Origin of the sequence: Achromobacter sp. K91 (assembly GCF_003576205.1) — a bacterium.
In the GTDB taxonomy this organism is placed as follows: domain Bacteria; phylum Pseudomonadota; class Gammaproteobacteria; order Burkholderiales; family Burkholderiaceae_B; genus Achromobacter; species Achromobacter aegrifaciens.
Genome location: NZ_QWFB01000037.1, coordinates 264684 through 276963, shown reverse-complemented (window position 1 = coordinate 276963; position 12280 = coordinate 264684). Strand labels below are relative to the sequence as shown.

Sequence of the window (12280 nt, the reverse complement as noted above, 5' to 3'; positions counted from 1 at the left end):
GGCGATTCTATGCCTGACGGCACTCCGCAGGTGGCTCCGGCCACGCCGCCGCGCAAGACCCAGCTTTCCGCCAAGACTGTGGGGCGCTTCAAACCGTTCCTGTTCCTGCTGGGGCTGGCGCCGTTCGCGCGCTGGATCTGGCTGGGCGTGAATAACGGGCTGACGGCGAACCCGGTCGAGTTCCTGACCCGTTCATCGGGCACCTGGACCCTGGTCTGCCTGCTCGTGACCCTGGCCATCACGCCGCTGCGCCGGCTGACTGGCCAGCCGGCATTGGTGCGTCTGCGGCGCATATGCGGTTTGTTCGCGTTTTTCTATGGATCCATGCACTTCATGGCCTGGGTCTGGTGGGATCGCGGCTTCGATCCGGCGGGCATGCTGCGCGATATCGGCGAACGCCCCTTCATCATGGTGGGATTTGCGGCGTTCGTGCTGATGGCCGCTCTGGCGGCTACCTCCACGCAGTGGGCCATGCGCAAGCTGGGCAAGCGCTGGCAAAGCCTGCACCGCGCCATCTATGCCATCGGCCTGCTGGCGGTGCTGCATTATTGGTGGCACAAGGCCGGCAAGAACGACCTGACGCAGCCCGCCTTGTACGCCGCCGTGCTGGCCTTGTTGCTGGGCTGGCGGCTGGTCGCCTGGTTGCGCGGCAGGCGGTAGCGCTGCGCGTCCCTACAGCATCGCCAGCATGATGGCGGCAGTCTCCGCGTCCGGCTGGCCGTCGTACAGTGTCGGCCGGTAGTGCATCTGAAAGGCTGCCAGCGCGCCGATGGTGGCCGGGCTCAGTGTGCCGTCCTGTGGACACGCATAGCCCAACCGTGCCAGCTGTTTCTGGAACCATGCGACATCCGGGATGCCCTGGACCTGAAGGCGCGCGAGGTGTTCGGCGGCTCCGGTCTCGTCGTACCAGCGCCCGATTCCCGCCTCGGCCAACGTCTTCCACGGGAAAAGAGGGCCGGGATCCACCTTGCGCTGGGGCGCGATGTCGCTGTGGCCCACGATGTTCTCGGGCGTGACGCCATGCCGTTGCGCAATATCGCGCAGCAATATGGTCAGTGCGCGCAATTGCTGGTCGTTGTACGGATGCCAGACAGGCTTGCCGTCAGAGCCCTCCGTCCAGCCTGGGTTGACGATTTCTATGCCGATGGACGTGCTGTTCATGGCGATGTTGCCATACCAGGAGCTGGCGCCGGCATGCCAGGCGGCGCGGTTCTCGTCGACCAGCCGGTAGACGCGGCCGGCGTCGTTAACCAGATAGTGCGAACTGACCTTGCCCTTGGAGAGCAATTCCATGGAACGGGCGTCGTCCACGCTAGTGTAGTGCAGCACGATGCTGCGTACCCGGCTGGCCTGGCTGACCGCGGTGATCGAGGTGTCCAGGTCCAGGCCGGCGGGGCCGCGCGCGGCGCATCCCGCCAGGATGGCCGCGGCAAGCGGCACAAGGAATAGGCGGCGCATGGATCAGCGCGCCAGGAAGAGGAATAGCGTGGGCAGCTTGTCGAGCTGGGGCGCCGGCTGCTTTTTCCAGTCGGCCACGCTGCGGGTGACGATCCATTCGTCGGCGGTCGTGACCGAGCGAGCCACGCACAGCTTGGTGTCGCCCTTCAGGCTGGCCAGCAGCGTGGCGAACATGGCGGCGTTGCGATAGGGGGTCTCGATCAGCAGTTGGGTCTGGTTGTGCTTGGCCGAGTGCTGCTCCCAGGCGCGCAGCTGCTTGGCGCGTTCCGCGGGGTCCACCGGCGCGTAGCCATGGAAGGCAAAGCGCTGGCCGTCCAGTCCGCTGGCCATCAGGCCCAGCAGGATGGAAGAGGGGCCGACCCAGGGTTTTACCGTGATGCCCAGGCGGTGCGCGGCGTCCGCGACCTTGGCGCCCGGGTCCGCGACCGCGGGGCAGCCCGCCTCGGAGACCAGGCCGATTTCCGCGCCCTTGAGCGCCGGTTCCAGCCAGGCCTTGATCTGGGCGGCGTCTACCTTGTCGTTCAGGGTGTGGATGGTGATTTCCTGCAGCGGCCGGGTTGTGCCGATCAGCTTGAGGAAGGCGCGCGCGGTCTTGGCGTTTTCGGCGATGTAGGTGTCCAGCTGGCCTGCCAGGGTGCGGACCTCGGCGGGGAGCCAGCGCTCGGGCGGGGCTTCACCCAGGCCGACCGGGATCAGGTGCAGCGCGCCGCTCATGCGGATGCTCCGGGGGCGTCCAGCGGATCCAGGCCGAACTGCGCCAGCATGCCGGTCAGCGCGATCAGCGGCAGCCCGATGATGGCGGTGGGGTCGTCGCTCTGGATGCTTTCCATCAGGGCGATGCCCAGGCTTTCCGCCTTGGCGCTGCCTGCGGTATCGTAGGGTTCTTCGGCGCGCAGATAGGCTTCGATCGCGCGGTCCGACAGCTGGCGGAAATGGCAGCGCGTGACGATGTCGGCTTTTTCCACCCGCTGGCCGTCCGTGACCGCCAAGGCGCTGTGAAATTCCACGATTTGACCCGACAGGGCCCGCAATTGCGCCAATGCGCGCGGGAAATCCCCCGGTTTGCCGATGGGCTGTCCGTCGATGGTGGCCACCTGGTCCGAGCCGATCACGATGCTGCCGGGGTAATTGGCCGCGACCGCCATGGCCTTGGCCACGGACAGGCGCAGCGCCAGGGCTTCGGGCGTTTCGCCGGAGTGTGGCGTTTCGTCTACATCGGGGGAAATCGCCGTGAAAGGCAGGCGCAGGCGGGACAGCAGTTCTTTGCGGTAACGCGAGCTGGACGCGAGGATCAGGCTGGGCTTGGAAGGCATGCGATATTTGACGTTAAGGCGTAAGTCACAGTATTATCTAACGTTTTGCGGGATTTTTGCATGAATGGGCGCGCGAGCAAGCCGGTGGCGAAGCTTGGCGGCCTCGGCAAAATCATGGGTTCTGGGTTTTTCGGGGTTTAAACCCCCGGGGTTTTAAACCCGCGAGTTCGGGCTCTGTGAACAGCCCCGCGAATGCAAAGGACTGAACATCAAGCGCATCGATGCATACGCATTTGCCCAGATGGGCAAGGAAGCGCAAGGAACCATACCTCTTGTGCGGCTTACGCGCGTGGTTGACGGGCTGCCCGAACAACCGCAGGGCGATGCCGGACTCGTGACGTGGTCCGTGCGCGGCGAAATGGGTAGAACCGGCCTGCTGATGGGCCGGCCGCTACTGCATATCCATGTGCAGGCGAATCCGGTGCTGGTGTGCCAGCGGTGCAACGAGCCGTTCGTGTATCCGATCGACAGCGAAGTCCTTTTGCAGCTGGTCAAGTCCGAAGCCGATCTCGACGACGATGCTTCCTACGGGGATCCATCCGGCGAGGACGACGAGGACGAAGAAGGAAATGGTTTTGTGTCCAACCTGCCTGAAAAGGTGGTGGGTTCGCATCATTTTGATCTGCTGGCCCAGATCGAAGATGAGCTCATTCTGAGCGTTCCGTATGTGCCCAAGCATGATGTATGCCCGGGCGCGCTGGCCAAGGTCAGCGAAGCTTCTCCCGAGGAGCCCGCTGTCAAGCGTCCGTCGCCGTTTGCGGTGCTGGAACAACTGAAGCACAAAGATTGAGATCAACATCGGGCCGCATCGCGTACAATGCGCCCCGTTTCTAGGAGTCATCATGGCCGTTCAACAAAACAAGAAGTCCCCGTCCAAGCGCGGTATGCACCGCTCGCACGATTTTCTGGTGAACCCGCCGACCGCGATCGAACCCAACACGGGCGAAGCGCATCTGCGTCACCACATCAGCCCCAACGGCTTCTACCGCGGCCGCAAGGTCCTGAAGACCAAGGCCGACGAATAAGGCCCCCGGGCCGAACTCGTACTCGGACCATTTCGGCTGAGCGCTGATACCTGGCACCCGTGATACGCATCGCCATAGACTGTATGGGCGGAGACTTCGGTCTGCCCGTCACGATTCCGGCTGCGATCGAGTTCGCCCGGCAATTTCCGGATACCCGGCTATTGCTGGTCGGGCTTCCCGACGCCATCGAAGCGGCGCTCTCCGAGCACCGCGGCGTGGCGCGTGATCGCATTGAGATCGTGGCGGCTTCCGAAGTCGTCACCATGGACGACCCGGTCGAGGTCGCCCTGCGCCGCAAAAAAGACTCCTCCATGCGCCTGGCCGCCCAGTCCGTCAAGGACGGGCGCGCCGACGCCTGCGTTTCCGCGGGCAATACCGGCGCGTGGATGGCCATTTCACGCTATGTGCTCAAGACGCTGGACGGCATAGACCGCCCCGCGATCGCCACGTCCATTCCGAACCAGACGGGCCGCGCCACCACGGTGCTGGACCTGGGCGCGAATGTGGACTGCACGGCCGAGCATCTACTCCAATTCGCCATCATGGGCGCCGCGCTGTCGCAGGCGGTGGACCATCGCGAGCGCCCCTCGGTGGGCCTGCTCAACATCGGCGAAGAAGTCATCAAGGGCAACGAAGTCGTCAAGGAAGCCGCCGAGCTCCTGCGCAGCAGCCCGCTCAACTTCTACGGCAACGTGGAAGGCAATGACATATTCAAAGGCACGGTCGACGTCGTCGTCTGCGACGGTTTCGTCGGCAACGTCGTGCTCAAGTCCGTCGAAGGGCTGGCGAAGATGTTGTCCAGCGTCATTCGCGAAGAGTTCAAACGCAATCTGATCACGCTGCTGGCTGGCGCGGTGGCCAAGCCGGTGCTCAACCGCCTGCGCACCCGCGTCGACAACCGGCGCTATAACGGCGCCGCGCTGCTGGGCTTGCGCGGCGTGGTCATCAAGAGCCATGGTTCCGCGGACGTCTACGCCTATGGATTTGCGTTGCAGCGCGCCCGTGAAGCCGTAGTGAGTAAACTGCTGGAGCGCACCGCTGAGACGGTCGCTCAGATTACCAAGCGCGTTCAATCTGGCGAAGGCCCCTCGGTGTCGTCGCCAAACGTGGCTGGGGACACCGCTTGATGGATACCGCAATGAAATATTCCGTGATCGCGGGCACCGGCAGCTTCCTGCCGGAACGCGTGGTTTCGAATGACGAACTGGCGGCGGAGCTGGCGACGCGCGACATCGCCACCTCCGACGAATGGATCGTCGAGCGCACCGGCATCCGCCAGCGCCATCTGGCCGAGCGCGGCGTGACCACCAGCGTGCTGGCGACCGAGGCCTCGCGCCGCGCGCTCGCCGATGCCGGCGTGGACGCCTCCGAGGTCGACCTGATCGTCCTGGCCACGTCGACGCCGGACTTCGTGTTTCCGAGCACCGCCTGCATCGTGCAGTCCAATATCGGCGCCAAGGGTTCGGCGGCATTCGACGTGCAGGCCGTGTGCAGCGGTTTCGTCTATGCGATGACCACCGCCGACAGCTTCATCCGTGCCGGCCGTGCGCGTTGCGCGCTGGTCATCGGCGCTGAAGTCTTCTCGCGCATCCTGGACTGGAACGACCGCTCCACCTGCGTGCTGTTCGGCGACGGCGCCGGCGCCGTGGTGCTCAAGGCTTCCGACAAGCCTGGCATCCTGGCCGCGCAACTGCACGCCGACGGCAGCCAGGCCAAGATCCTGAACGCTGCGGGCAACGTAGCCTATGGCGACGTGACCGGCGATCCGTTCCTGCGCATGGACGGGCAGGCCGTGTTCAAGCAGGCCGTTACCGTGCTGGACCGTTCCGCGCGCGACACCTGCGCCGAAGCGGGCGTCGAGATCGCCGACGTCGATTGGCTGATCCCGCACCAGGCCAACGTGCGCATCCTGAATTTCCTGGCGCGCAAGCTTGCCGTGCCGGTCGAGAAGGTCGTCGTCACCGTCGACAGCCACGCCAACACCTCTGCAGCCAGCGTGCCGCTGGCCCTGGACGCCGCGCGCCGCGACGGCCGCGTCAAGCCGGGCCAGTTGATCCTGATGCAAGGCGTGGGCGGCGGATTCACCTGGGGCTCGGTACTGGCCCGCATGTAAGGGCGCGCTCCGGCGCGGCGTGGCGCTCGGCGCCGCGGCCGCCGGAACGATGTGCCTGGCATTCCACACAGACACTGAATCAATCCAAACGGTCAAACATGAAAATCGCTTTTGTCTTTCCTGGCCAAGGTTCCCAAGCTGTCGGCATGCTGGACGCCTGGTCCGGCGTCGCGGCCGTCACGGACACCGTGGCGCGCGCCTCGCAGGCGCTGGGTCAGGACCTGGGCGCGCTGATCGCGCAAGGCCCTGCGGAACAGCTCAACCTGACCACCAACACCCAGCCCGCCATGCTGACCGCTGGCGCTGCGTTCTACGCGGCCTGGTGCGCTGCTGGCGGCCGCAAGCCCGACGTCGTGGCCGGCCACAGCCTGGGCGAATACGCCGCGCTGACGGCCGCGGGCTCGCTCGCGCTTGAAGATGCCGTGCGCCTGGTGCGCGTGCGCGCCGACGCCATGCAGGCCGCCGTGCCGGTAGGCACCGGCGCCATGGCCGCCATCCTGGGGCTGGACGACGACGCCGTGCGCGCGGCCTGCGAAGCCGCCGCCCAGGGCGAGGTTGTCGAGGCCGTGAACTTCAACGCGCCCGCGCAGGTCGTGATCGCAGGCCACAAGGCCGCGGTCGAACGCGCTTGCGAACTGGCCAAGGCCGCAGGCGCCAAGCGCGCGCTGCTGCTGCCGGTGTCCGCGCCGTTCCACTCCAGCCTGCTCAAGCCCGCCGCAGACGTGCTGGCCGGCGCGCTGGCCGGCGTGACCGTGTCCGCGCCGCAGGTGCAAGTGATCAACAACGTCGACGTGGCTTCGCCTGTCGAACCCGATGCAATCCGGGATGCGCTGGTGCGCCAGGCATGGCATCCTGTGCGCTGGGTCGAAACCCTGCGCGCGATGAAGGCGCAAGGCGTCACGCACGTCATCGAATGCGGTCCCGGCAAGGTGCTGGCCGGCCTGACCAAGCGCATCGATCCCGAACTCACGGGCATGGCCATTACCGATCCTGCTTCGCTTGAAGCAGCGTTGGCCGCCGTCAACGGAAATTAAGAACATGGACAACACCTCGATCGAACTGCAGGGCAAGATCGCGCTGGTGACCGGCGCCACGCGTGGCATTGGCCGCGCCATCGCCCAGGAACTGGCTGCGCGCGGCGCCACCGTCGTCGGCACCGCCACGTCCGAATCGGGCGCTGCCGCCATCACCGAAGCGCTGGCGCCCCTGGGCGGCCGCGGCGTGGTGCTGGACGTGACCGACGCCGCTGCCTGCGATGCGCTGATCGACGCGCTGGGCAAGGAGGGCGGCGGTCCCCACATCCTCGTCAATAACGCAGGCATCACCCGTGATACGCTGGCGATGCGCATGAAGGATGAGGACTGGTCGGCTGTCATCGATACCAACCTGGCTTCGGTTTTCCGCCTGTCGCGCGCCGTGCTGCGCAGCATGATGAAGGCCCGCTGGGGACGCATCATCAACGTCACGTCCGTGGTGGGTTCCAGCGGCAACCCGGGCCAGGCCAACTACGCCGCGGCCAAGGCCGGCGTGGCAGGCATGTCGCGCGCCCTGGCGCGTGAACTGGGCAGCCGCAACATCACCGTGAACTGCGTCGCGCCCGGTTTCATCGATACCGACATGACGCGCGCGCTGGGCGAAAATCAGACTGCGGCCTTGCTGCAGCAGATTCCGCTGGGCCGCCTGGGTTCGCCTGCCGACATCGCCCACGCCGTGGCGTTTTTGTCCGGGCCGCAGGCGGGTTACATTACCGGCACCACCCTGCACGTCAACGGCGGGATGTACATGCAATAAGTCACGAATCGCGCGTAGGCGGCCAGTTCCGCCATGCCGCCGCCGGACACAAACGGCGAGGCAACGCGAGGTTCAACCGGAAACGCCGCACACCGGTTTCCTGCGCCATTCCCGGCGACAGATCAAGTGCGCGGTGTTATTTTTGTCACGGCCAGGCGTCGCAAAACTCCGCGCTTGGCTATAATTCGCGGGATTTTTCCCAATTGGAGATCTGCATGGAAAGCATCGAACAGCGCGTCAAGAAGATCGTCGCTGAACAACTTGGCGTCAACGAAGCCGAGATCAAGAACGAATCCTCCTTCCTTGACGACCTCGGTGCCGATTCGCTCGACATGGTCGAACTGGTCATGGCGCTCGAAGACGAATTCGAGACCGAGATCCCCGACGAAGAGGCCGAAAAGATCACGACCGTGCAACAAGCGATTGACTACATCAATTCGCACGGCAAGCAGTAAGCTGGGCTTTTACCCTTCTGGTTGCCTCGCGACGTCCGTCGCAGCCAGCCGGAAAATCGGGGCGGTTTCAGGAATTTGCCGTGCGGTCCGCATGCGGGAAGGGCGTAGTAATGCCCGACCCGCTTTCGCGTGGGCCGCACGTGCAGCGCATCCCGAAAACCGCCTTTCTTTTGTCTGTTTGAGGAGTCATCCGTGAAGCGACGTGTCGTCATCACTGGCCTGGGTATCGTTTCTCCCGTCGGGAACGACTTGACCACCGCTTGGGACAATATCGTCAACGGACGTTCTGGCATCAGCCGCATCACCCGTTTCGATCCCTCGGCCATCACCACGCATATTGCCGGCGAAGTCAAAGACTTCGACATCAGCACCTATATCTCGGCCAAGGAAGCCCGCCAGATGGATACCTTCATCCATTACGGCCTGGCCGCCGGGATGCAGGCATGGCGCGACAGCGGCCTGGAAGTCACCGAAGCCAACGCGGAACGCATCGGCGTGATCGTGGGCTCGGGCATCGGCGGTCTGCCGCGCATCGAGGAAACGCAGGTTGAATACCTGGCCAAGGGTCCGCGCCGCATTTCGCCGTTCTTCGTGCCGGGTTCGCTGATCAACCTGATCTCCGGTCATTTGTCCATCGCATATGGCATGAAGGGCCCGAGCTACGCGGTCGTGTCGGCCTGCACCACCGGCCTGCATTGCATCGGCGACGCTGCGCGTCTGATCGAGTACGGCGATGCCGACGTCATGGTTGCCGGCGGCGCCGAGTCCACCGTGTCGCCGCTGGGCATCGGCGGTTTTGCCGCGATGCGCGCCTTGTCGACCCGCAATGACGATCCTCAGACGGCTTCGCGTCCCTGGGACCGCGATCGCGACGGCTTCGTACTGGGCGAGGGTGCGGGCGTACTGGTGCTGGAAGAGTACGAACACGCCAAGAAGCGCGGCGCGCGCATCTACGGCGAGTTCGTGGGCTACGGCATGAGTTCCGATGCGCACCACATCACGGCTCCAGACAAGGACGGTCCGCGTCGCGGCATCGTGAATGCGCTGCGCAACGGCGGCCTGAACCTCGAAGACGTGCAGTACGTCAACGCGCATGGCACCTCGACGCCCCTGGGCGACAAGAACGAAACCGACGCCTTGAAGCTGGCTTTCGGCGATCACGCCAAGAAGCTGGTGGTCAATTCGACCAAGTCCATGACTGGGCACCTGCTTGGCGCGGCCGGTGGTATCGAGGCGGTGTTCACCACCCTGGCGGTCTACAACCAGGTGTCGCCGCCCACGATCAACATCTTCAATCAAGATCCGGAATGCGATCTGGATTACTGCGCCAATGAGGCGCGGCAGATGAAGATCGATGTCGGCCTGTCCAACTCGTTCGGCTTCGGCGGCACCAACGGCTCGATGGCCGTTCGCCGGGTCTGATTTGGAAGAGGCGCTCGGGGAACGCTGGGCGTTTCGCGTGCCCGTCAGGCGGCCAGGAAGCGCCACGGCGCTTTTTGGCCTGGCGCTGGCCGCGGCTGGCGCCAGCGTGCTGACGGCGGCGTCCTGGCACGGCGTGGCATGGGCAGCGGGCGCGGCGATTGCGCTCCTGCTTGTGCTGGCCGGGCTGTTACACTCGGCACGGAGCAGCCTGTCCCCCGTATCCGCGTTGCGCGCGGCAGCCGGGGCAGGGAGCTGGCAGGTACGCCTGCCGCAAGGCTGGCAGGACGCAAGGCTGTTGCGAGAACAGCGTGGTCCCCGCTGGCTGACGCTCACTTTGCAGCCCTTGTCCACCGGGAGTACGGCCTTTACCAACAGCACAATCACCCTCACCGTCTGGCAGCGGACGTTGCGCCCCGAGTCCTGGCGGCGCCTGTGCCTGCTGGCCGGCGCGGCGCGGCCTGCCCGTCCGGCGCCCAGCCTGCGGGAGGCGTCATGAGCGAGCGCGAAGTCGACGCCGAGCTTGTCGCGCGCGTCCAGCGGGGCGACAAGAAGGCTTTCGACCTGCTGGTGCTCAAGTACCAGCGCAAGATTCTCCGTCTGCTGGCCCGCATGATCCGCGACCCCGCGGAAATCGAGGACGTGGCCCAGGAGGCTTTCATCAAGGCCTACCGCGCCTTGCCCCAATTCCGTGGGGAGAGCGCCTTTTACACCTGGTTGTACCGGATCGCCATCAACACGGCGCGCAACTGGCTGGCCTCGCAGGGCCGGCGTCCCAGCGCGCCCAATGCGATAGAAACGGAAGACGGTGAAACTTTTAACGAAACCGACAACCTAACCGATATAAGCACGCCGGAATCCATGGTCGCCAGCCGCGAAATCGCCGAGACGGTGAACGCGGCTATTGAGGAATTGCCGGAAGAATTGCGTACCGCAATTGTCCTGCGTGAAATCGAAGGTATGAGTTACGAAGACATCGCCCAGAGCATGGATTGCCCGATAGGTACGGTGCGTTCCCGCATTTTTCGTGCGCGTGAAGCCATCGCCACCAAGTTGCGTCCGTTGCTAGGCACCGATGCCGAGCGTCGCTGGTAAGGAGTGGCAGTCATGCAAACAGCAGCCAAATCCGTTGTGATCGCCGAGTCCTCCTGGGAGGAGTCGGTTTCCGCCTGGATGGACGGAGAGGAATCCGACGACATCTTTCCCGGCTTGTTGTCCCGCGAGGGGCGCGAGACCTGGGACACCTATCATCTGATCGGTGATTCCCTGCGCAACGCCGATCTGGCGCTGACCCCCAGCGCGGCCTTCCAGGCCCGCCTGGCACGGGCGCTGGACGCGGAATTGCCCATTGTTGCGGCGCCTCGGCGCCGCTCGCCATTGCGGGTCGGCCTGTCCGGCCTGGCGGTGGCCGCTGCCGTGGCGACCGTCGCCTGGGTGGCGCAGCCTTACCTGACCGGCGAACCGGCGACCGAAGTCCGGGTACTGGCCGATGCCAGCTCGCCCGCCGCGGCTGCCGACGATTCGGGCTTGCGCGACTACCTGGAAGCGCATCGCCAGATGGCTGGCCCGAGCGCCGTGCGCCAGGTGTCCTTTGACACCGGGGTGGGGCGCTGATGGCGTTGGTGCTTCCATCGCGCTGGCCGGTGCTGGGCCGGGCCGCCACGCTGCAGGCCCACCGCGCCGGCTGGTTTGCCGCCACGCTTTTGACCGCTTTCCTGGCTGCGCACGAACCCGCGCGCGCGGCCGATGCCGCGCCTGCCGTCACCGATGACGTGGTCCAGCTGCTGACCCGCATCCAACAAGCCGCCCGCAAGCAGGACTACGCGGGCGTCTTCATGTACCAGCAGGGCGAAACGATCCAGTCCTCGCGCCTGGTGCACGTGGTGGACGGCACCGGTGAACGCGAACGCCTGGAAATCCTCGACGGCCAGCCCCGCGAGTACCTGCGTCACAACGAAGACGTGCAGTGTCTGCTGCCCGAGCGCAAGACCGTGTTGCTGGAGCGCCGCCGAGGCGACCGCTTCCCCGGCCTGCTGCTGGGCGACGCGGCCAACCTGTCCGAGCACTACAAGATCCACGCCGAGTCCGCGCTGCACCGCGTGGCCGGGCGCGAATGCCGCCTGATCACGATCGAGCCGCTGGACAAGCTGCGCTACGGCTACCGGCTGTGCGCGGACGTCGAAACCAATCTGCTGCTCAAGGCCCAGACGCTGAACGCCGCCCGCGGCGTGGTCGAGCAGGTGTCCTTCACCTCGCTGCGGCTGGGCTCGGAAGTCGATCCCCAGTTGCTGAGCTCGCGCTGGAGCACGCGCGACTGGAAGGTGCTGGAACCCTCGATGAAACCGGTGGATCTGGCTGCCCAGGGGTGGCGCATCCCGGCGCCCAAGGGCTTCAAGGCCGTCATGCAGGTGGCCCGTTCGATGGGGAAGGGCATTACGGTCAACCAGATGGTATTGTCCGACGGACTGGCGGCCATTTCCGTGTTCATCGAACCCTACGACAGCCAGCGCGGCCACCGTCCTCCCCACGGCGCCGCGCAGCGCGGGGCGATCACGGTCTATGGCACGCGCATCGCTGATTTCTGGCTGACCGCCGTGGGCGAAGTGCCCATCGCGACGCTGGAGCAGCTGGCGCAAGCCACTGAATATGTGCCCGCCGCGCCTGCGGCAGCAGCCCCCGGGGCCGAGTCCAAGTGATCGGCCGGGT

Annotated in this window: 15 protein-coding genes; 12 read left to right on the top strand and 3 right to left on the bottom strand. The window is 65.5% G+C overall.

The features are described 5' to 3' along the window. The first annotated feature begins 9 nt into the window (after positions 1-9). Entirely contained in the window at positions 10-660 is a 651-nt protein-coding gene (gene msrQ, locus DXK93_RS20345; RefSeq protein ID WP_119450974.1) for a protein-methionine-sulfoxide reductase heme-binding subunit MsrQ, read from the top strand. Between the two features lie 12 nt (positions 661-672). Here the strand turns inward: msrQ and DXK93_RS20340 are convergent, their stop codons facing one another. From DXK93_RS20340 to DXK93_RS20330, 3 genes are read right to left on the bottom strand one after another with little or no spacing between them, the layout of a single operon-like run. Beyond that, positions 673-1458: an N-acetylmuramoyl-L-alanine amidase gene (locus tag DXK93_RS20340; protein WP_054450601.1), complete on the bottom strand. Its 786-nt coding sequence runs from the start codon at positions 1456-1458 to the stop codon at positions 673-675. Positions 1459-1461: 3 nt separating this feature from the next. Continuing rightward, positions 1462-2172 carry an SAM-dependent methyltransferase gene (locus DXK93_RS20335; RefSeq protein WP_119450973.1) on the bottom strand — a complete coding sequence of 237 codons (711 nt, stop codon included), beginning with the start codon at positions 2170-2172 and terminating at the stop codon, positions 1462-1464. Then, positions 2169-2771: a Maf-like protein gene (locus tag DXK93_RS20330; RefSeq protein WP_119450972.1), complete on the bottom strand. Its 603-nt coding sequence runs from the start codon at positions 2769-2771 to the stop codon at positions 2169-2171. Before DXK93_RS20330 ends, DXK93_RS20335 begins: the two co-directional genes overlap by 4 nt. 241 nt (positions 2772-3012) lie before the next feature. On the opposite strand from DXK93_RS20330, the gene DXK93_RS20325 reads away from it, so the two are divergent. The 11 genes from DXK93_RS20325 (at position 3013) to DXK93_RS20270 (ending at position 12270) form a co-directional block, all read left to right on the top strand. Then, complete coding sequence (locus DXK93_RS20325; protein WP_199728318.1) at positions 3013-3561, top strand: DUF177 domain-containing protein; 549 nt, start codon at positions 3013-3015, stop codon at positions 3559-3561. A gap of 52 nt (positions 3562-3613) precedes the next feature. After that, the gene (rpmF, locus tag DXK93_RS20320; protein WP_013392223.1) at positions 3614-3796 is read left to right on the top strand and encodes a 50S ribosomal protein L32; all 183 of its coding nucleotides are present in this window, start codon (positions 3614-3616) and stop codon (positions 3794-3796) included. 59 nt (positions 3797-3855) lie between these two features. Beyond that, positions 3856-4923: a phosphate acyltransferase PlsX gene (plsX, locus tag DXK93_RS20315; protein ID WP_054450609.1), complete on the top strand. Its 1068-nt coding sequence runs from the start codon at positions 3856-3858 to the stop codon at positions 4921-4923. After that, complete coding sequence (locus DXK93_RS20310) at positions 4923-5909, top strand: beta-ketoacyl-ACP synthase III (protein WP_054450612.1); 987 nt, start codon at positions 4923-4925, stop codon at positions 5907-5909. The genes plsX and DXK93_RS20310 overlap by 1 nt, the downstream gene beginning before the upstream one ends. Before the next feature lie 98 nt (positions 5910-6007). After that, complete coding sequence (fabD, locus tag DXK93_RS20305; RefSeq protein WP_054450614.1) at positions 6008-6943, top strand: ACP S-malonyltransferase; 936 nt, start codon at positions 6008-6010, stop codon at positions 6941-6943. 4 nt (positions 6944-6947) lie between these two features. Further along, positions 6948-7700 carry a 3-oxoacyl-ACP reductase FabG gene (gene fabG / locus DXK93_RS20300; RefSeq protein WP_059374778.1) on the top strand — a complete coding sequence of 251 codons (753 nt, stop codon included), beginning with the start codon at positions 6948-6950 and terminating at the stop codon, positions 7698-7700. 215 nt (positions 7701-7915) lie between these two features. Then, positions 7916-8155, top strand: coding sequence for an acyl carrier protein (acpP, locus tag DXK93_RS20295; RefSeq protein WP_003813816.1), 240 nt, complete (start codon positions 7916-7918; stop codon positions 8153-8155). 192 nt (positions 8156-8347) lie between these two features. Beyond that, on the top strand, positions 8348-9577 hold the full coding sequence (fabF, locus tag DXK93_RS20290) for a beta-ketoacyl-ACP synthase II (protein WP_054450616.1): 1230 nt from the start codon (positions 8348-8350) through the stop codon (positions 9575-9577). A gap of 492 nt (positions 9578-10069) precedes the next feature. Beyond that, positions 10070-10669 carry an RNA polymerase sigma factor RpoE gene (gene rpoE / locus DXK93_RS20280; protein ID WP_006389292.1) on the top strand — a complete coding sequence of 200 codons (600 nt, stop codon included), beginning with the start codon at positions 10070-10072 and terminating at the stop codon, positions 10667-10669. A 12-nt stretch (positions 10670-10681) separates the two neighbouring features. Beyond that, positions 10682-11188 carry a sigma-E factor negative regulatory protein gene (locus tag DXK93_RS20275; RefSeq protein WP_054450617.1) on the top strand — a complete coding sequence of 169 codons (507 nt, stop codon included), beginning with the start codon at positions 10682-10684 and terminating at the stop codon, positions 11186-11188. Next, the gene (locus tag DXK93_RS20270; protein ID WP_054450619.1) at positions 11188-12270 is read left to right on the top strand and encodes a MucB/RseB C-terminal domain-containing protein; all 1083 of its coding nucleotides are present in this window, start codon (positions 11188-11190) and stop codon (positions 12268-12270) included. The genes DXK93_RS20275 and DXK93_RS20270 overlap by 1 nt, the downstream gene beginning before the upstream one ends. Positions 12271-12280: the final 10 nt, after the last annotated feature.